This window comes from Lacisediminimonas profundi (genome assembly GCF_008831265.1).
Taxonomy (GTDB): Bacteria; Pseudomonadota; Gammaproteobacteria; order Burkholderiales; family Burkholderiaceae_D; genus Lacisediminimonas; species Lacisediminimonas profundi.
Genome location: NZ_VTTH01000001.1, coordinates 627,744 through 647,263, shown reverse-complemented (window position 1 = coordinate 647,263; position 19,520 = coordinate 627,744). Strand labels below are relative to the sequence as shown.

21 protein-coding genes are annotated in these 19,520 nt (G+C 61.7%); 7 read left to right on the top strand and 14 right to left on the bottom strand.

The features are described 5' to 3' along the window. The first annotated feature begins 502 nt into the window (after positions 1-502). Positions 503-1,717: a DUF4382 domain-containing protein gene (locus FVE66_RS02880; RefSeq protein ID WP_151446389.1), complete on the top strand. Its 1,215-nt coding sequence runs from the start codon at positions 503-505 to the stop codon at positions 1,715-1,717. Positions 1,718-1,814: 97 nt separating this feature from the next. On the opposite strand, the gene FVE66_RS02875 is transcribed toward FVE66_RS02880, so the two are convergent. The 5 genes from FVE66_RS02875 to FVE66_RS02855 all read right to left on the bottom strand — a co-directional run bounded on the left by FVE66_RS02875 (position 1,815) and on the right by FVE66_RS02855 (position 6,445). Then, complete coding sequence (locus tag FVE66_RS02875; protein WP_151445864.1) at positions 1,815-2,123, bottom strand: helix-turn-helix domain-containing protein; 309 nt, start codon at positions 2,121-2,123, stop codon at positions 1,815-1,817. A 6-nt stretch (positions 2,124-2,129) separates the two neighbouring features. Then, positions 2,130-3,419, bottom strand: a complete 1,290-nt coding sequence (locus FVE66_RS02870; protein ID WP_151445863.1) for a type II toxin-antitoxin system HipA family toxin — start codon at positions 3,417-3,419, stop codon at positions 2,130-2,132. 116 nt (positions 3,420-3,535) lie between these two features. Continuing rightward, a complete protein-coding gene (locus FVE66_RS02865; protein WP_151445862.1) occupies positions 3,536-4,018 on the bottom strand; it encodes a MaoC family dehydratase in 483 nt (160 codons plus the stop codon). An 82-nt stretch (positions 4,019-4,100) separates the two neighbouring features. Continuing rightward, on the bottom strand, positions 4,101-5,108 hold the full coding sequence (locus FVE66_RS02860; protein WP_151445861.1) for a Bug family tripartite tricarboxylate transporter substrate binding protein: 1,008 nt from the start codon (positions 5,106-5,108) through the stop codon (positions 4,101-4,103). A 152-nt stretch (positions 5,109-5,260) separates the two neighbouring features. Continuing rightward, complete coding sequence (locus FVE66_RS02855) at positions 5,261-6,445, bottom strand: CaiB/BaiF CoA transferase family protein (protein WP_151445860.1); 1,185 nt, start codon at positions 6,443-6,445, stop codon at positions 5,261-5,263. 244 nt (positions 6,446-6,689) lie between these two features. On the opposite strand from FVE66_RS02855, the gene FVE66_RS02850 reads away from it, so the two are divergent. Beyond that, the gene (locus FVE66_RS02850; protein ID WP_151445859.1) at positions 6,690-7,655 is read left to right on the top strand and encodes a LysR family transcriptional regulator; all 966 of its coding nucleotides are present in this window, start codon (positions 6,690-6,692) and stop codon (positions 7,653-7,655) included. Positions 7,656-7,812: 157 nt separating this feature from the next. After that, on the top strand, positions 7,813-8,151 hold the full coding sequence (locus tag FVE66_RS02845) for a zinc ribbon domain-containing protein YjdM (RefSeq protein ID WP_151445858.1): 339 nt from the start codon (positions 7,813-7,815) through the stop codon (positions 8,149-8,151). Between the two features lie 70 nt (positions 8,152-8,221). On the opposite strand, the gene FVE66_RS02840 is transcribed toward FVE66_RS02845, so the two are convergent. From FVE66_RS02840 to FVE66_RS02825, 4 genes are all read right to left on the bottom strand, one after another. Then, the gene (locus tag FVE66_RS02840) at positions 8,222-8,938 is read right to left on the bottom strand and encodes a S4 domain-containing protein (RefSeq protein ID WP_151445857.1); all 717 of its coding nucleotides are present in this window, start codon (positions 8,936-8,938) and stop codon (positions 8,222-8,224) included. 66 nt (positions 8,939-9,004) lie between these two features. Then, on the bottom strand, positions 9,005-10,447 hold the full coding sequence (locus FVE66_RS02835) for a sensor histidine kinase (protein WP_151445856.1): 1,443 nt from the start codon (positions 10,445-10,447) through the stop codon (positions 9,005-9,007). Then, complete coding sequence (locus FVE66_RS02830; protein ID WP_151445855.1) at positions 10,444-11,103, bottom strand: response regulator transcription factor; 660 nt, start codon at positions 11,101-11,103, stop codon at positions 10,444-10,446. Before FVE66_RS02830 ends, FVE66_RS02835 begins: the two co-directional genes overlap by 4 nt. A gap of 73 nt (positions 11,104-11,176) precedes the next feature. Continuing rightward, positions 11,177-11,479, bottom strand: a complete 303-nt coding sequence (locus tag FVE66_RS02825) for a PepSY domain-containing protein (RefSeq protein WP_241672983.1) — start codon at positions 11,477-11,479, stop codon at positions 11,177-11,179. A gap of 223 nt (positions 11,480-11,702) precedes the next feature. Between FVE66_RS02825 and FVE66_RS02820 the strand changes: the two genes are divergently transcribed. The 4 genes from FVE66_RS02820 (at position 11,703) to FVE66_RS02805 (ending at position 14,217) form a co-directional block, all read left to right on the top strand. Continuing rightward, positions 11,703-12,113, top strand: coding sequence for a DUF1924 domain-containing protein (locus FVE66_RS02820; RefSeq protein ID WP_151446388.1), 411 nt, complete (start codon positions 11,703-11,705; stop codon positions 12,111-12,113). A 26-nt stretch (positions 12,114-12,139) separates the two neighbouring features. Continuing rightward, a complete protein-coding gene (locus FVE66_RS02815; protein WP_151445853.1) occupies positions 12,140-12,655 on the top strand; it encodes a diheme cytochrome c in 516 nt (171 codons plus the stop codon). Between the two features lie 18 nt (positions 12,656-12,673). Further along, positions 12,674-13,381, top strand: a complete 708-nt coding sequence (locus FVE66_RS02810; RefSeq protein WP_241672982.1) for a cytochrome b/b6 domain-containing protein — start codon at positions 12,674-12,676, stop codon at positions 13,379-13,381. A 122-nt stretch (positions 13,382-13,503) separates the two neighbouring features. Beyond that, positions 13,504-14,217, top strand: a complete 714-nt coding sequence (locus FVE66_RS02805; protein ID WP_241673038.1) for a DUF6448 family protein — start codon at positions 13,504-13,506, stop codon at positions 14,215-14,217. A gap of 77 nt (positions 14,218-14,294) precedes the next feature. Here FVE66_RS02805 and FVE66_RS02800 read toward each other — a convergent pair whose 3' ends face one another. From FVE66_RS02800 to FVE66_RS02780, 5 genes are all read right to left on the bottom strand, one after another. Continuing rightward, the gene (locus FVE66_RS02800; RefSeq protein WP_151445851.1) at positions 14,295-14,744 is read right to left on the bottom strand and encodes a hypothetical protein; all 450 of its coding nucleotides are present in this window, start codon (positions 14,742-14,744) and stop codon (positions 14,295-14,297) included. A gap of 74 nt (positions 14,745-14,818) precedes the next feature. Continuing rightward, positions 14,819-15,019, bottom strand: coding sequence for a hypothetical protein (locus FVE66_RS20260; protein WP_151445850.1), 201 nt, complete (start codon positions 15,017-15,019; stop codon positions 14,819-14,821). Positions 15,020-15,156: 137 nt separating this feature from the next. Next, positions 15,157-15,693: a hypothetical protein gene (locus FVE66_RS02790; RefSeq protein ID WP_151445849.1), complete on the bottom strand. Its 537-nt coding sequence runs from the start codon at positions 15,691-15,693 to the stop codon at positions 15,157-15,159. 24 nt (positions 15,694-15,717) lie between these two features. Then, on the bottom strand, positions 15,718-15,858 hold the full coding sequence (locus FVE66_RS20370; protein WP_206668705.1) for a hypothetical protein: 141 nt from the start codon (positions 15,856-15,858) through the stop codon (positions 15,718-15,720). A gap of 187 nt (positions 15,859-16,045) precedes the next feature. Continuing rightward, positions 16,046-19,072, bottom strand: coding sequence for an ATP-binding protein (locus FVE66_RS02780; RefSeq protein WP_194164343.1), 3,027 nt, complete (start codon positions 19,070-19,072; stop codon positions 16,046-16,048). Positions 19,073-19,520 lie beyond the last annotated feature (448 nt).

The window sequence follows — 19,520 nt, the reverse complement described above, 5'->3', positions numbered from 1 at the left end:
TTTATAAAAATTGCCGTTTGGACATTTTACAGTCCTCTGAGTGCGTTGAATGATCCGGAAACCGTTGTGAAGAAGTCACGATTCATGTTGGCTGACGAAAAACAGGATCCGCGCGAGTCGGGCCTGGGCCCGAAATAATTGACACTTCCCACACTCCCCATCCCGACAGTACAAAAGCCCTGCTCCAGACCGGGACCACCCTGCAGGCCCTGACCTGCCCCCGCTTCCGCGCCCTGTGGATAAATGGTTTTTCAATTCGTATTAATTTGCAACAAATCCTCAGGGCACCACGCATCCACTCTATCTTGAAGTTGCGCAATTATTGCGTTCGGGAAAGCGCATACATTGCAAGTCTCGGCCAATAGTATTTGCCGGCCGGTACTTGTTGCAGCGAATCCTCGCTCGGCAAAAATCCAACGCTCCCGGAAATCGCCATGCCTTACCGAGGCGCATCAAGCAGCTTGTCACTGCGCGTCGCACCGAGCCAACCCAGGAAAATTCCATGCATTCATCATTTCGTACCCTTACTCTCGTCGCCAGCATGTCCGCTGCTGGCCTGCTCGCAGCCTGCGGCGGTGGTGGCGGAGAAACCAGCACGCCGGCACCCGGCACGCTTGGCGTGTCCCTGACCGATGCCCCCTCCTGCGGTTACGATGCAGTGAACGTGACGGTGCGAGCGGTACGTGTCCATCAAAGCAGTTCAGCCGGTGAAAACGAGGGCGGATGGTCCGACATCACCCTTCCCGTGCCGAGGAAAATCAACCTGCTCGACCTGACCAATGGCGTATTGGAAACACTTGGGGAAACCTCGCTGCCAGCGGGACATTACACGCAACTACGACTGGTGCTCGATCCCAACAACGGCAACAGCAAAGCCAATTCGATCGTCCTGACGACCACGCCGACCAACACCACGGAAATCTCGCTCGATACCCCGAGCGCGGTACAGAGCGGCATCAAGCTGAACGGTCAGTTTGAAGTTGTCTCCGGCCAGCGTGTGGACGTGGTGCTGGACTTTGACGCCTGCAAATCCATTGTCACCAAAGGCAATGGCGGCTACGCGTTGAAGCCGGTGATCAATATCATTCCCACCGTGCTCAACGGCATTGACGGCTACGTTAACCCGGCACTTTTGTCGAGCAACGTCTCAGTGTCGGCGCAGCAAAATGGCACGATCATCCGCGCCACCGTGCCTGATGCCAACGGCAAGTTCACGCTCGCCCGCCTGGCTCCCGGCAACTACGATGTCGTCATCACTGCGGACAGTCGCGCCACCGCCGTCATTGGAACCGTGCCGGTAGTGTCAACCAGCAGCCGGGTCGACGTCAGCACCTCCGCCGCACCGATTAACTTGCTGGCCTCAGCCACCAGGAAGATCGACGGCACCGTGTCGCTGACTCCGACGAGCACGACTGCGGTAGCCTACGTCGCTGCGCAGCAAACCTTTGCCGCCGGTCCCAGGGTAACGGTGAAATATCGCGGCGCCGACATTGCAGATGGCACGTATAGCCTGGCCAACCTGCCAATCGCCGCGCCGCAATACGGGGTCTACAGCCCGACGTTGCCGATCGCATTGACGACGCAAACCACAACGACACCGGGCACCGGTAAATATCAGGTTACGGCAAGCGCGACCGGCTATACGACAAAAACCATCACGTCGGTGGATCTGACAACGGCCGACCAGGCCGGCGTCGACTTCGCACTCGTACCGTAATTGCAGTGCAAGCCGCGCACACGCGCGGCGGAATGGAGCGGGCTCCGGTGTCGAACCGGAGCCCGTCTTTTTTCATGCGAAAGGGAATCGCCGCGCCCTATCCGCCATCATCCGCCGATGCCGGCGGCGACACACGCACCACCCCCAGCCGAAGCCCCAGCACGCCAAAGATCCTGTCCATCGAATGAACAGTGCCCTGGCTGTTGCCGTTCTCGATCTCCTGCAAGGTGCGCGCTGACACGCCCGCGAGCCGGGCCAGCTCGGCCGTGGTCAGGCGCAGCGTGGACTTCAGATGGTGCACGGATTCACCCAGGCTCCACTGCGGGTTGGCCAGGATCTCGTCGATGGCCGTCTTGCGCAACATCAGCTGCGCAGAAAGGGAGATAGGTTTGAAGCGCTTATCCATGTCCGGTCAAGTCAACTCTTCCAGTCTGCGCACCTGGCCGGTCAGGCCGGCCTGAACGAAGGCGAATATCCCGGGCTCCAGCCCCATGTCAACCCCACGCTCGGCGATCTCGCGCAGCGGAGCCACCATCCCCTTGACCTGCTCAAGCAACGCATGGCGCGGCACCGCGCATTGCTCGCTCACAGTATCCAGCACGCGACTCCAGTCGGGTGCCCCGCCGTCGTTGCCCTCCCAGCGAATGCGTCGTGCTATGCCGTCGGGATGCAGGTACATCGGCGCAAAGTCATACAGCGGGGTCAGCGCAATGTGCCCGTTGAAATCCCGTTGCAATGCGGTGTTGCGGGCATGGTTGTCCTTGTTTCCCAGCGCCAGGTTGGCAATGTCGCGCCGGATGTATTCGCCGATCTCCTGCAGCGGATCGGTGCATACCCGAGCCAGCAGCCGGCACACCTCGTCATGCGAAGGCACCACCCCGAAACCAGCGCGCTGCGTCAGCGCCGCCACGCTTTCCTGGGCCAGGCGCACCACGCCTCCGCTCCCGACCACGCGGTCAAACCGGGGGACAAAGAGCGCGCGCTCAGCAAACCTCAGGGCGCCATGCACACGCAGGCCAAGATTACCTGCCAGCGTCATATATGGCGCTTCGTTGCGCAGGATGGCCGATAGCGCGGGATTGGGGCCACGCCCGAACTTGACGATGAAGTGTTCCGTTGCCTGATCGTCGGGCAAGGCGTGATCCAAGTAGAGCAAGCCGTCGCGGGCGCGGGTAAGCAGCACCTTGGGCCACTCCCCCTGCACCCCGGACGAACCCGCGACAAAGAGGCCGAAATGGGCCAGGTACTCCATGAAATCGTCCGAGCGGAGCGCCACCTCCTCATCCGTGAAGCCCTGCGTCGGTCCGGCTTGCTGGCGCAGCCAGTCGGCGGCCTCCTTGATGCGCAGGTTGCCAATCGGATTGCCGGCGCCGTGCATGAGCAAGGCCCAGTCGGCCGCTTCCTCCATCGTCTCCGACATCCTGAGCTGGCGCAGCAACTCCCCGCGGCCATAGCCCTGGGGCAGCATGTCGATGAGAACCACCGGCCAGTGCGCAAGTTCGAAAGGATTAAAGCTCACCGGCATGCCGCTGGCCAGGGCCCAGGCATCGCGCGCACCGGCGTGCCCGATCGCCCAATCGAGGGCGTAACCTGTGTAGGTCGCAGCCCTCCACCCCGCCTCTCGCGGTCCAGTGCGAACTACGGTGGCCACGTCGTGCCAGCCACCTTCCGCAAATAGTTGGATTGTGCACTCATCATTCATTTACACATAATTCTATCCGAATCATTGGAAATATTCCAAGCATTCAGGTAGGTTTTATGTGTTTTTGACTCGCTAATCGAGTCTTGCCCCAATTTTATGACCCCAATTTTAAAAATTTACCCTTCGCGTCGCCGCAGCAGGTATTTCTGCATTCCATCCATCACCAGAACGCCCTTCTGGTTGTAGACCGTCGATTTCATCACCAGCACGCCGGTCGTGCGGCCCGGGATCAGTTCGGCGACTTCGATTGCCGAATACAGTGTGTCGCCGACATAGACCGGATTCAGGAATCGGCTTGATTGCTCGATGAAGGCCTTGAGCGATTTCTCGGTCACGTGCGGAAACAGACCGGCGCCCGCTGCGGTCTGGATGGCGACCTGGAATCCATGCGCCAGCATGTGCGGCATGCCGAGAGCCCGGCAATATTCGACGTCGTAATGGATGGGGTGGTTGTCGCCGCTGGCGAGCTGGAATGCCGCGAACAGGGCATCGGTCATCGTGCGTGACGGCAACCGGAATACCTCGCCGATCTTGAAGTCATCAAAATAGCGCTGCTCGGTCATGTTGAACGCGAGCGGATCAAATGCTTTTTCTGTCATGGACAGTTGTACTCCTTCAGTCTTGTTGATTGCCGCATTGGCAGGACCATGCCCTGCCAATGCGGCCACGATGATCGTCAGATCAGTTTGCCTTGGCGCCGGACTCCTGGACCAGCTTTCCGAGGCGGACATATTCGTCGCGGATGAACTTGGCAAATTCCTTCGGGCTGGTGGCGGCAGGCACCACGCCGATTTCGAGCAGCCGCTTTTCCAGTGCCGGATCGGCCAGGTCTTTTGCCAGCTGGGCGTTGACCTTGTTCACGATGTCAGCCGGCGTTCCCTTGGGGAACAGCATGCCAAGCCACACGCTCGCGGAAATCGCAGGGAAGCCTGCTTCTGCCAGCGTCGGTGTGTTCGGGAACGACGGCATGCGCTTGCGCGAACCGGCGGCCATCAATTTCAGCTTGCCGGACATGACGTGCGGACGCGTCGCTGCCACCGTATCGAACATCAGGTCGACGTTGCCGGCGATCAGGTCGGTCGCCGCCTTCACGCTGCCCTGGTATGGCACGTGCAACATGTCGATCTGCGTATTACGCTTGAGCGATTCCATCGCCAGATGCGAGCTGGTGCCCACGCCGGTGGAGCCGTAGCTCAGCTTGCCCGGGTTCTTCTTTGCGTGCTCGACCAGCGACTTGACCGAATCAAACGGCCGCGACGGATTGGCGACCAGCAGCAGCGGCAGATCCGCAACCAGCGCGATCGGCTCGAAATCTTCGGTCGGATTGAATGGAATGCCCTTGTACAGATGAGGATTGGTCACCAGCCCGCCAGAAGCAGCCAGGATCATGGTGTAGCCATCGGGAGCCGAACGCGCCAGGTGATCGATCGCCATGCTGCCGCCCTGTCCCGGGCGATTTTCAATGATCACCGGCTGGCCGAACGCCGTGCTCATCCGCTCCGCAAGCATGCGGGCAACCGTATCGGTCGCATTGCCGGCCGGGAAGCCGACAATCATCTTTATCATCTTGCTCGGGTACGGAGCCGGCGTCTGGGCCTGGGCCGGAGCCACTGCGGCCGCCAGTCCCATGGCCAGTCCCATGGCCAGTCCCATGGCCAGTCGCATGGACAGTACATGGCCTTTGATCATGCTTCGGATGTTTTGGATGCGTCGGATGTATTGCATTTTTTGTCTTCCTTGGATTATTTCCTGCGCACCGGCGCAGGGGTTGAATTTCGGCCAGTCAAATCCTGTTTTTTTATCTGGCCGAAGTGAGCTTGCTGGCAGGCGCTTGCAGCTGATCAGCCGATGACCCCGCTGCGTTTCAGTTCCTGTATCGAATCTTCCGCGTAACCCGCCTCGCGCAGGATTTCCTCGCTGTGCTGGCCGAGCGTGGGCGGCGGGCGATGTGCTACGCGGTCTTCCATCCGGAAACGAACCGGCAGGCCGACATTGCGTACCAGGCCAAGTACCGGATGCATGGCCTCGGTAAGCAGGCCGCGCGCCTCGACCTGGGGATGGCTGAGAGCCTGGTCCAGGGTGTGGATGGGCGAGCATGGAACGCCCACCTTGCGCAGCAACTGGCCCCACTCGGCGATGGTTTTGGTCTTGATCTGGTCCTGTACCAGGGCGACCGTCCTGCGCATGTTGCGCACGCGGTCGGCATTGGTCCGGAAGTCCGGGTGATCGACATGCTCCTGCAAGCCGGCCACCGGGCAGAAGCGCCGCCATTGGGCGTCGTTGCCGACACCGATCATCAGCGGTCCGTCCGCAGCGACAAATACCTGGTAAGGGCACAAGGAAGCGTGCGCCGTTCCCATGCGCTGCGGAATCTTGCCGGTGCGCAGATAGTTCTGGGCCAGGTAGGTCATGAAACCGATTGCGGTGTCCAGCAGGCAGGCTTCAAGGTACACGCCCTTTCCGGTTCGTCCGCGCTCGATCACGGCGGCAAGAACGCCGCTGAACGCATGCATCGCCGTGCCGAGATCGACCGGTGAGAAACTGACGCGCGCATAGTTGCCATCCGGGTCGCCCATGGTGCTGATCATGCCGCTGAATGCCTGCAGCATGACGTCGTAACCGGGTTCGTCGCCAAGCGGGCCGGTGCGGCCATAGCCGGAAATCTCGCAATAGATCAGCTTCGGATTGATCGCCGCCAGCGTCTCGTAGTCGACGCCAAGCTTGGCTGCAGTGCCGCCGCCAAAACCCTGCAACACGATGTCGGCGTCCTTGACCAGGCCATGCACGATCGCGCGCCCGGCCTCGGTCTTGAGATCGACGGCGAGACTGCGCTTGTTGTGATTGACTGCCAGGAAAGTTGCTGACTCCCCCTGGTCCAGCGGTAACCAGACGCGGGTGTCATCGCCGCTGCCAACTGGTTCGACCTTGATCACTTCTGCGCCGAGTTCGCCGAGATACTGGCCGCAAAGCGGGCCTGCCAATACCTTGCTGAGGTCTACTACCTTGAGTCCCTGGAGTGCTTGCATGCCTGCCATTTGCCTGTTTCGGGTTGCCGGGCCGGCCGATCCCCTTGCATGGCGGATCGGCCGGTTGGGTGTGCACCGGCCTTGTGAGCCGGGTGCTTTTCCTGGGTGCCGACTATGCGGGAAATCCGGCCATACGTCCAAGACCGAATTAATATGCTGGCCATACCGGATTTGTTATGATCGTGGGCGGCCGCCGATCAGCGCAGTGACGGGGGAATGAGCGGGTGAATGAGCGGAGAAATTCATGGATATAAGAGGCCTCAGGAGCCTGGTAGCGGTCGCTGCCGCCGGATCGATCTCACGCGCGGCGGAGCAGCTGCACATAGCCCAGCCTGCGCTGAGCTTCCAGATCAAGAAAATGGAGCAGGAGCTGGGGGTCGCCCTGTTCGAACGCACGCGCAAGGGTGTGGTGCCGACGGTCGCGGGATCGCGCCTTCTGGGCCATGGCATCGCCATCCTGAACCATCTCGACCTGGCCTTCCAGGAAGTTCGGGATGCGGTCAATGAACCAAGCGGACGCGTGGCGCTGGGCATGTCGCAGTCAATGGCCAGCATCCTGACCGTGCCACTGGCGCGGGAAGTCGTGAACCGGTGGCCGAAGATTCAATTCCAGCTGATCGAGATGAATACCGGACACATCCCGGAATACCTTGCCAAGGGCGACATCGACCTCGGGCTGACCTTCGGGAAAGAAGGTAACGCCGGCACGCAATTCACTCACCTGCTCGACGAGGACCTTGTGTTCGTGACGTCGCCGGATCAGATGCAGTCAGTATTTGGCCGACGAGCGGACGCCGTCACCGAGCTCCGATTTTCCGACCTGGCCCGGTTCCGCCTCGCCTTACCGACCAGCGTCACCAACCTGCGCCAGCGGATCGATGAATTCATCCGCGCGCAAAAAGTTTCCCTGAATATCGTGGTCGAACTGAACACGATCACGCAGCTGATCGATGTGGCCTTGGCCGGTGTTGCCTCGACCATCATTCCCCACGCCTCTGTCTACAGCGACCGTCACCAGCAGACAAGCATCGTCCTGCCCATCGTCGCACCGCGCATGCGCCGCTCTGTCTATATGTGCCGGCATGCCAGCGCGCCGGTAAGCATTGCAGTGTCGCTGGTGCGGGACCTGCTGATCAAGGAGGTGAATTCAATGATCAGCTCCGGCGCCTGGCCAGGGGCATTCAAGGGCATCGACGCTGCTTCGCAGTAGCGTCTCCGGGAGCCGGCCGCTGGCGGTCCACAGCGGCCGGCAGCCATGCGGGATTACCCGAATTGCGGATGACCGCTCCACCGCCGATAATAGCCACCAAAAACGAGCAATGCCGCAAGAGCATTCGCCCCCCCTTCACTCCTTCAGGAAACAATCCATGAGCGCACTGCCCCCCTGCCCCAAATGCAATTCGGAATACACCTATGAAGATGGCGGCAACTACATCTGTCCCGAATGCGCCCACGAATGGTCGGCTACGGCAGCGGTAGCAACAGATGAAGTGCGCGTGTGGAAAGATGCCGTTGGCAACGTGCTTCAGGACGGTGACACCGTCACGGTCATCAAGGACCTGAAGCTCAAGGGCTCGTCATTGGTGGTGAAGGTCGGCACCAAGGTCAAGAACATCCGCCTGGTCGAGGGCGACCACGATATCGACTGCAAGATCGACGGCATCGGACAGATGGGACTGAAGTCGGAATTCGTCAAGAAGGTGTAGCAGGCACAAACTGCGGACCGATACCTGGCAGTTGATATCGGCCAGCTGATATCGGTCCGCAGACTTTCCGTCAGAACCGCTCGTCGGCGGCCAGGTAGCGCCACTGGCCAGGCGCCACGCCGGCAATCGGTATGCGTCCCACGCGCAGGCGTTTGATCGAGACCACCGACAGCCCGACTTTCTCGCAAAGATAGGCGATCGCCCGCGCAGCGGATGAGGACTTCAGCGCAAAGCGCAGTTTGTTCTCGCTCTGCCAGCTGGCCTTGACCTGCGGTATGACCTTGCCATTGAAAGTGATGCTGCGGTTGAGCAAGGCCATTCCGTCGGGAATGATTTCGTTGGCCACCTCGACCACGTACTCCTGCTCGACCCTCATCAGGTCTTCGACCAGCTTGCGCTTGATGTGCCAGTCCTGCGAAAAAACCAGCAGGCCGCTGACTGCAGGCTCGAGCGGATCCAGCATCTCCAGTCCGGTCTTGTGGCGCCGCAGGAAGCGAATGCCGGACCGGTCCTCGGGTGACTGATTGTCCGGCACGAACAGTTCCGCCGCATCTGCCGAGGTCATGCCGGCAGGCTTGTGGATCAGGATGCTGACCGGCACGATCGGCGCCAGCCGTGCCTGTGGCAGCAAGGTAATCGTGGCGTCAGGCGCGACCCTGCAACCGGATTCCTCCACCACAACGCCATTCACCTCGACGTTACCGCCCTCGATGTATTGGATTGCCTCGGTGCGTGAGCATTCCAGGACTTCGGCGACGCGTTTCGCCAGACGGATTGTTTCGGACATGACTGCCTTGAATGCTTGGGGGGCCAGTAGTCTAACAGGCTGAGAATAAATGGGGTCAGGCTCGATTTATTCTCCGGTGGCCGGCAACACGATGCTCGCGCTCAAGCCTCCTTCGCCGTTCCTTTGCAATTCCAGTCCGCCGCCGTACAAGCTTGCCAGTTCCTTCACGATAGCCAGCCCCAGACCGGTACCGGGAACGGATTCATCGAGCCGGACACCCCGGGCCAACACCGCATCGCGGTGGGCATCATCGACCCCGGGGCCATCGTCGTGCACGGTCACACGGAGCGCCGGTGGCTCCAGGCCGGGCACTGGCGACGCACTGACCACGACTTTCGCTTGCGCCCATTTGCAGGCGTTGTCGAGCAGATTGCCCAGCATTTCATGCAGGTCCTGCTCCTCGCCGGCAAAGTAAAGGGGCAACTCCGTCAGTTGCAGCTCGATATGGATGCCACGGCCAGCATGCACACGCTCCATCACGCGCACCAGGCCTGCCACCACCCTGCCGACATCGGTTCGCTGTCCCGGCAGGCGTTGTGTCGCCGAAACGCGGGCGCGGGCCAAGTGCCAGTCGATGTGACGACGCGCGGCCTGCACTTGTTCCTGCACCTGACGCGCCAGCGCACTGCCATCCTTGCCCAACTCGACGGATGCGGCATGATCCAGCACGGACAAAGGCGTTTTCAGGGCATGCGCCAGATTGCCGGCCTGGGTGCGCGCCCGCTCCAGGACTTCGCGATTCTGGTCCAGCACCCGGTTGAAGTCGTCGACCAGCGGCTGCACTTCGCTCGGGAACACGCCCTGCAGGCGAGCGGTGCGCGCTTGCTGCACGTCCCTGAGACTGCGCTGCAGGGCGCGTAGCGGCTTCAGACCCACGCTGACCTGCGCCCATGCCGCCATGACCAGCAAGCCCAACAGCACCAGCAGTGAGGCTGCCAGGCCGCCGGTGAAGCGCTGCACCGCCCGCGTCGTCTCGCTCATGTCAGCCGCCACGATCAGGCGCCAACTGGCATCCATCCGGCCTGCCGCGCGCACCGTGCGCTCGAGTACCAGCAAGCTGCTGTTCATGGGTCCGGATGTTTGATGGACATGCACCGCGGCATCGGCCAGGGCATCGGCGCTCAACTGCAAGCTGATATCCCACAATGAACGCGAGCGAAGCACGCCCCTGCGATAGCTGCCATCCGGGCCTATCTGATCGACCTGCCAGTAAAGGCCCGAGTAAGGCCGCTGCCAGCGCGGGTCGTACAGCGACTGGGCATCGATCATGGGTTCGCCGGCGGGGCTGAACTCCAGCCTGGCCGTGAGCTGGTCGAGCTGCTGCGTCAAGCCCGCCTGAAACTGTTGCAGCACATGATCCCTGAACAAGCTGCCCAAGCCAAAACCGGCCAGCACCAGCGCCACCGCCAGACCGGCAATGGTCGCCGCCAGCAGCCGCATCCGCAGCGAATGGAACACCGGTCGTCGCTGCCTGGCCGGAACTTCGGTGACTGATGATGGATTGCTCATGCCGGCTTGAGGCGGTAGCCCTGTCCCCGCACGGTTTCGATCAGGTCGGCCGGAAGTTTCTTGCGCAAGCGCCCGACGAACACCTCGATGGTGTTGGAGTCACGATCAAAGTCCTGGGCATAGATGTGCTCGGTCAGTTCGGTGCGGGAAATCACCTGGCCGGGGCGGTGCATCAGGTAGTCCAGCACCTTGTGTTCGTGGCTGGTCAGCGTCACGGGCTGGCCAGCCAGGGTTACGCGGCCTGTGCGCGTGTCCAGGGCGAGCGAACCGCACTGCAGCACCGGCGATGCCAAGCCGCTGGAACGGCGGATCAGCGCCCGCAAGCGCGCCAGCAATTCTTCGGTGTGAAAAGGCTTGGTCAGGTAATCGTCAGCGCCGGCGTCGATGCCCGCCACCTTTTCGTGCCAGCTGTCGCGTGCAGTAAGGATCAGCACCGGCATCGCACGACCCGCATCGCGCCAGCGCTTGAGCACGGTGAGACCGTCGATAACCGGCAGGCCGAGATCGAGGATGACAGCATCGAAGGGTTCTGTATCGCCTGCAAAATGGGCATCGCGGCCATTGTCCGCCTCATCCACCGCATAGCCCGCATCCTCCAGGCTGGCTCGCAACTGGGCACGCAGGACGGGTTCGTCTTCAACCAGTAAAACTCTCATGGGGGCGCCGGCAGATTATGCGCTCGTGCTGCAGGTGCTGGCACCCTGGCTCGAGCGTGTTCGATTCAATTGTTTACCGCGGCTTGCGCTTCAACACCACGGCGGTTCTTGCGTCCAGCTTGAATTTAACCAGTTGGCCATCGGACTGCAACAACTTGACCTCGTAGATCCAGACCCCGTGCTCCTGTTCGAGCTCGACTTCCAGGACCTTGCCGGGATGCTCGCGCTCCAGCTTTTCCAGGACAGTGCGCAAAGGCAGGATCTGCCCCGACTGCAATGCCTGCCGCGCACGTTCATGGTCGTGCTTCCCGCTGGCCAGTACGGTTTGCGCGGGCAAGCTGCAGGCCATCAGGGTAACGAATGCAACGGATGCCACTGACCCAAGCCGCCTCCGGCCAGGAAGATGAGCATGGACCGCAGCGTTCAGGGCAGGCAGATATTTCATGACGCGATTGTCCGGCCCGGATCCTGAACGGCAGATGAACAGCTGCTTCAGGCGCGGTTCAAGCAGCGAAGCCAACAATGAGCATCACCATCAGTTCTCACTGCGAGCTCAAACCGTGACTTCACCCGACCGGCGTTCTGCACATCCCGAATCCATGACCACCCTTCGCAACTTCCTTATCACCGCAGCCTTGCTTGCAAACGCCTGCTTGCCAGGTGCGGCACAGGCCGCCGACACCACCGCCCCGGCCCAACTTCAGCACTGGAGCTCCCAGGCTGGCAGCCCTGGGAATGGCGCCAGGGGCCAGGCGTTTTTCAACGCGAAGCACGGCGGCGAATGGTCCTGCGCATCGTGTCACGGCACCCCGCCCGTCCAGGATGGCAAGCATGCCAGCACCGGCAAGAAGATCGCGCCCCTGGCGCCCGCCTTCAACCCCAGGTCCTTCACCGACTCGGCCAAGGTGGAGAAGTGGTTCCGCCGCAACTGCAAGGACGTGCTCAGCCGCGAATGCAGCGCCGCAGAAAAAGCCGATGTCCTGGCCTACCTCGTGAGCCTGAAGCCCTGATGACACAAACCGACATGGAGAATGACATGAAAACGTCGCGAGCCCTGCGCAGCCTGGCCATGATCGCCATGATGACGATAGCCGTGATCTCAAGCGCCCAGGCCGATAGTGGCCGCATGTTACCGGCCAAGGTGCCAGCCGCCTACACCCAGGAATGCGCGGCCTGCCACACCGCTTACCCGCCAGGCATGCTGCCGAAGGCCTCCTGGCAACGCATCATGCGCGGCCTGGACAAACATTACGGCACCGATGCAACGCTGGACGAAGCCAGCGTGAATCAGATCAGTGGCTGGCTGCAGGCCCACGCCGGCACCTACAAACGGGTGGCCGAAGAACCGCCCCAGGACCGCATCACCCAATCGGCCTGGTTCGTACGCAAGCACCGCAAGATCGAACCCGCCGCCTGGAAGCTCGTCAGCGTCAAGAGCGCGGCCAACTGCGTGGCTTGCCACACCCGCGCCGACCAGGGCGACTACGAAGATGACACCCGGCGCTTCCCCGCCGGGCTCGATGCCCGCTCGCGGCGGGCCTGGAACGACTGAAGAACAGGAGGACGCACCATGAAAGCCACACCGTACCGGGACGCCATGACAAAGACACCGGCCATGACAAAGATGCCCGCCACAAGCGACACCGCCAGGCCCACGCGCCTGGTGACCGATGCGCCGACGCGAATGTTTCACTGGCTGTTCGCCCTCAGCTTCCTCGGCGCCTACCTGACCGCTGATGGAGAGCGCCTGCGCCTGCTGCACGTCACCCTGGGCTATACCATGGCTGGCCTGCTCGCATTCCGCCTGCTGTACGGCCTGCTCGGCCCGCGCCAGGCCAGCCTGGGTGCCCTGTGGCGCAAGCTTGCCAACGCACCACTCTGGTTGCGCGCTGTTTCGCAAAGCCGGTCACTGGCAAGCATCAACTGGCGCCAGGGCCAGAGCCTGCTCATGGCACTGGCGGTCGTGATACTGCTGGCGATGGTGATCCCGCTGACCCTGAGCGGTTACGGGACTTACAACGAATGGGGTGATTTCCTCGGCGGCGACTGGCTGGAGGAAGTGCATGAATTCTTCGGAGAAGCCTACTTGTTCGTGGTGCTGGCCCACCTGGGATTGATTGCGGCCCTGAGCGTACTTCGGCGCAAGAACCAGGCATTGCCCATGCTGACCGGCCGCGTCGAGGGATCCGGACCGAACCTGGTGAAGAAGAACCGCATCTGGCTGGCAATCCTGTTGCTATTGGCGGTCCTGTCGTATGGAGCGTGGGAAATCATTTAAATGTTAAAAGGGGTCAGACTCGAATCAGACGCGTCTGATTCGAGTCTGACCCCTTTTAATTCTATCCGCCGCCGGATGATCATCCTAGAATGAACTTGTCAAAATCAACGGGGGTATTGGTCATGCAAAACTGGATCTCTTCGCGGCGCGCGCAGATTCTGGTGATCGTCGCCCTGATCGCGCTCGAGCGCACCGCCGCCCAGATTCTAGGCTGGGATTCGCTGCCGGGCCTCGGCACCGGAAGCGGGCTACTCTTGTTCTGGGGCGTCGGCCACTGCGACACCATGGACGGGCCGCTTGTGGTGCTGGCCAAGAAAGCGCTTCAGGACAAGAACGTGAACCTGGTCCTTCCGTGGGTACGTCCGGACGACGAGCACGAGGTCCGGCATGCGTTCGATCATGCACAGGCCGTGCGCGATCTCGGTCCGCAGGCTCGCTCACTGGCTGACGTGCATTTTCTTGAGACACTGGTGCGAATCCATCGGGCCGGAGAAGGTGCGCCATTTACAGGATTGAAGCCGGCCGGGCTTGACCTTGGACCTGCTGTGCCAGCTGCAGATCGGGCCTTGAAGGATGGTTCGGACGACGCCCTGGTCAAACTGCTGGCGGACGCTGTAAGCGATGGTGTGCGGTCGCGTTTTCACGCGGCCAGGGAAAATCAGTCTTTCGATCCGAACGACGTAGCGGCTGGTCGCAGGTACGTCGAGGCTTATGTGCCATATGTGCACTACGTTGAAAAGCTGTGGGAAGCCGCTACCGGGACGGTTCACCAGAGCCAGTGCGGCGGGCACAAGCCTCACGCAGATCAAAGCGGACACCAGGCGCACCATCACTGAAATAAATGGGGTCAGACTCGATATGAACGCGTTCATATCGAGTCTGACCCCATTTAATCTGCCCCACCTCCGGAATCTTACTTGGTGGCCTTTTCTTCAGCTGCCTTGGCTTTTTCCTTCGTGGCTTTGGCTTCGGCGCCAGCCGCTTTCTTCGCCGCCTTGGTCTCGGCTATTGCCTTGTCCCTTGTCGCTTTGGCGTCGCTGATCGCCTTGTCCCGGGCAGTCTTGGCATCGGTCATGCAAGCCTTCTGGTCGGCAGTTGGCTTCTTCTTGCAATCCGCACTGGCGACTTTGTAGTCTGCCTTGGCATTCTTCTCGGCTTGCTTGAAGTCCGCCTTCGCATCGGTCTTCTTCTCGGTCGCGGCGGCCGTTTTCTTGGTCTCCTTCGATTCGGCCGCTGCTTCCTTCTTCATTTCCGCAGCGCCGGCTTTGTCGGCTTGTGCCTTGGTGGCGTCTTGCGCGGCGACGTTAACGCTCAAGGACGCCGCAAGAACCGAAGCGACCAGTACTGACAACAATTTGCTCATGAGGGATTCTCCTTGGAATGATGCGTTAAAAAAACAGGGCCACTGCGCAGTTCAAGCGCATGACACCTCGGTCATCATTTTGGTTTGCTGATTTCGTGGCCAACGATGCCGCCGACAGCTGCACCGCCCAAAGTTCCGCCCGTGCTGCCACCGGTAAGGATGGAACCGCCTACTGCGCCGGCACCAGCGGCAATGGCACTGAATGCGAATTTCTGCATTGCTTTCATGGGATCCCCTTTTTTTTTGAATAGTATTTTTCCGATGTGTACGCCCAACCGGTCGGTCCTTACCCTGCAGTAGACCGTGTCAAATAGGTATCGTTCGGGTTGCCATGCAACGAAATGTAATCAATGGCACTCGATATAAATGCGCTGATATCGAACCCGAACCCATCGATTTCTGGAATCGGTTTTCATCTCGTGGTGGTGTCTTTGTAATCGCCAACCGCAGCCTTGATGACTTCCCGTGCGATCGCCGCGTCCTGGTCGGTCCGTGCATCGACCACCAGGACGGTCTGACCAATTGCGATCGCATCGCTGACCAGCGCCGATAACCATCCTTCCTTTTCCCCTGCCTCGGGTGCAGCGATCGGTTCAGTCCCGGCGCTCACGCCTATCAAGGCGCCGAGGCTGGCACCCCAGCCCAGCATCACCAGCGGTGCGAGCACCGGGCTGGCGGCGAACAGACTCACGTTCGCAGCGACCAGCGCCACTTCGGCAAGCGCGCCGATGCCGGTGCCGACGGCGGCGCCCTTCATGCCGTCCACGAGCATGTCTTTCAGAACGGCATTGCTATCCTGGTGCGGAGCGGGGCCAGGCAAAGGCGAATCGGATTTGAAGATCTGCATCTGCTGCCGCGACAGCCCCCGCTCGACCAGCCTGGAGAGTGCGCCTTCGGCGTCGCTCTCATTGGCAAAAAATCCGGTTACGTGGTGACGGAATTCGTGCATCGCATTTCTCCTTGGCCTGCCCCGTTAGAGACGGGCGATGGACTGATCTTCGACGCGGAACGCCGGATCGATGAAGGCGGTACGAAACCGGATACTGAACTCTGCACGCACGAGTGGCGTCGGTGCCTGACCCTTGCGAATCTCGATCACGTTTCCTCCGAACATCAGTGGAATCGTTGCGTAGCGCAGGAAAGGTATTCATGGGCTGGCGTCGAAACCGTTGCCGCCGACAACGCCCGTGCCGATCACCAACCAACGAAGGGAATACTAGAGAAATCGGGCGCTACAAAGATTGGAACGAGACCCATGCGGAAGGTTCCGGCGACCGGCCGCCTTGATTAAATGGGGTCGTTTATTGCACTGCTGCCCGCCACGGTGCGCTGGCCTCGGCCAGTTCGGCAATCTCGCTTTCCAGCGCCGCCAGCAGCGCTTCCGGTGCGGTATCGCCTTTGTCGATGGCGTCCTCCAGTTCCCCGGCCAGATCCATCAGGTCCAGCGCGCACAGGAATCCGGCGCTGCTGCGCATGGTGTGCATGCGCCGGCCGGCGCTCTCCAGATCGCCTCGGGTCAGGTCGCTGCGGGTCTGTCGGGCAGCGTCGGCGTAGCTATCGACGAAGCGCTCAAGCAGGCCAAGGAACATGTCCCGGTCTCCACGCAATCTCTGGACGACCCGGTTGCGGTCAATGCCGGCTATGTCCGGGAACTCTTCGTCGGCGCCGGCGGCTGCCGCAGCCGGTAGCGGTGAGGCCGGCTGGACCGGCTCCGCCGCTGCCCCTGCTTCGGCAATGGCGCACCGGGGCTTGATCCATTTCGACAGCAAGGTCGCCATATGCTCCAGGTCCATCGGCTTGGGCAGCACGTCGTTGGCGCCAGCGGCACGCGCCGCAGCTTGCTGTTCATCACGCACGCCGGCGGTGAACGCTATGATCGGCAGATCGCCCAATCCCAGTTCGCCGCGAATCAGCCGGGTCGCGCTCAGGCCATCCATCACCGGCATCTGCACGTCCATCAACACAGCATCGAACCCATCGGGCTGGGATTTGAGGAGCTGCACCGCCTGCTGGCCGTCGGCGGCCAGGGTGACGCTCGCGCCTTCCATCATCAACGCCCGCTCCACCAGGTCGCGGTTCATCGCGCTGTCGTCCACCACCAGGAAATGCGCGCCCGCCAGGCGCGGCCCGGATGGCGGGGCTGCCGGCGCGACGGCCAATGCGTCCATGCCGCCAACGACTGCCCGCACGAAGGGCAGTTCGAACCAGAAGATACTGCCCAACCCGACCTGGCTCTCGGCGCCGATCTCGCCGCCCATCAACTCGACCAAGCGCTTGCAGATGGACAAGCCCAGCCCGGTGCCGCCGAAACGGCGGCTGATGCCGGCGTCGGCTTGCATGAAGGGCTCGAACAGCCGCGCCAGCGCCTCCGGCGCAATGCCGATACCGTTGTCGCGCACCTCGAAACGTAGCCGCACGTCGGCTTCACCGGCCGCGCGTACATGGACCAGGACCGCCACCTCGCCGTGCTCGGTGAACTTGATGGCATTGCCGGTCAGGTTGATCAACACCTGCTCCAGCCGCAGTCCGTCGCCGAGCAATGGCCCCAGTTGCGTAGCAGTGTCCTCCAAACGCAGCGTCAATCCCTTGGCCCTTGCGGCCCGGCCCATCAGGCTGTCGAGGTTGGCCAGCAAGGACTTCAGTTCGAAGGGGCGCGGCTCGATGCGCAGTTGACCGGCCTCGATCTTGGACAGGTCGAGAACGTCGTTAAGTATCGCCAGCAGGGACTGGCCGGCGCTGCGGATGCGCTCGACCATTTCGCGCTGGCTCGCGCCAAGCTGCCCGCGCTCCAGCACCTGGGCCAGGCCGAGCACGGCATTCATCGGCGTGCGTATCTCATGGCTCATGTGGGCCAGGAATTCGCTCTTGGCCGCATTGGCGGACTCGGCCGCTTCATAGGCCTGCCGCAAATCCTCCTCCAGCTTCTTGCGCGCGCTGATGTCTTCCAGGATGAACAGGTAAAGCGGGGCCTCCTCGGTCTCGACCTGCACCGGCGCGCCGGTCAGGCTGGTCCAGACCACCGAGCCGTCCGGGCGAAGGTAGCGCTTGTTCAGGCGATAGCGGGAAATTTCACCGGCGGTCAGGCGCGCGATCTGATCGGTGCTTTCCAGGATGTCGTCCGGGTGCGTGAAGCTCAGCGGGTCGAGCCCCGTCAATTCTTCCTGGCTGCGGCCCAGGATCTCGGCGCAGCGCAGGTTGGCTTCGATGATCCGGTTGGTGCGCCAGTCGAGCAGGGCCACGCCCAGTGGCGCCTGTTCGAAGATGACGCGAAAGCGCGCCTCGGCCGCCCGCTGGGCATGCAGCACGGCCATCTCCTGGCGTTGCCGCCCCCGGCGCCACAGCAAGTAGCCGCCAAAATAGACTGGAAGGAGGCCAAGCAGCACCAACAGGCCTGTGGCCCAGGCCATGGTCCGGATGCCGGCATAGGCCTCGCTCTCGTCGATCTCGGCGAGCATCAGCCAGGGCGTACCGGCCACGGCGGAAGCGTAGGCCAGCACCGGAACATCGCGATAATCGCGGCCTCCCGCAAGAATGCCGCGCTCGCCTTTTGCCGCCCTGGCCGCGGGCAGCCTGGGGGTGCTCAGGGGATGGGTCAGCGCAAGCGCCGCTGCGGGCTGGTGGCGCAGCGGCGTCAGGAAGCGAACGCCTTCACCATCGCGCCGGACCAGGTAAGTTTCTGCAGTTTTGGTTGGCACCGGCCACGACTCGACCTGGGGATACAGGGCCTTGTCGGCCCTCCAGGTCAGGTAGGCCACGCCCAGCGGCGGCTTTCCCGACGCCCCGATCGGCGCCAGCACACCGAGGTAGACTTCGCCTCCCGCGCTGCGATGCAAGTCGACCAGTTCAATACGGGGCCGGCGCAGGATGTCCCGGATCAAGCCGGAATACTCCCGGATGTCGGATTCGCCGACCATGACTGCCGGGCGCCCTGTGGCGTCGACCACGGTCAGTCCGCCCCAACCACGCGCCCGTGCAACCCCGTCCATGCGCACCCGCATCCGCTCCAGCGTGGCTGCATCCTTGCGCCCGCTGTCCAGCCATTTGGCGAATAGCATTTCCAGCTCCGACTGGCTGGCAAAGTACAACTCGGCATCGATTCGTATCTCGGCCAGCCAGCCCTCGATTTGCAGCCGTTTCTGCTCGGCGATCACTGCCAGGGTCCGGTGGGTTTCGTTGCGGACTTCCTGGCTCAGATACCGGTAGCCAACTGCCCCGATCACCCCGATCACAAGGGAAATGGCGAGCAAGGGAAGCGCAAAACGCAGCCATGGGTGGCGGTCGCCACCTGTGGATTTCACTGGTGCGTGGGGAGAGAGTGCGGTTGTCATGATGGTCGATGCTGGCTGGTAGCCGCGCTGAACGTGGTCAGCGCCTGGCCCCGGACTGGATGTGCATGATTCGTCGGGCCGGCCAAGAGATCTGTGGCGCAAGTTGCTGCTGCGGCGCGGACAGAACTTGCACGTCCGGCCTGGCATGCAGCCGGCAGCTTGAACGCGATGGCCGCTGGCACCGACTACAAATTGGCGTGGAAAAGGCTTTGCACATTACTGGTCGCAAACACAATCGCCCGCTGCTGGGTCGTTTGATTGTGAGCAATATTCTGTATCGCCCTAGTGTAGTGCATTTCCCGCCCGAAATTGTAGCTACAAAGCTCTATCTTCACCGTAAAAGTGCAAAAACGACCATAAAAACAAATGGGGTCAGACTCGAATTAACTCGTTGATTCGAGTCTGACCCCATTTGTTTTATTCCCCTGAAAACCTTTGTTTTTTGTCA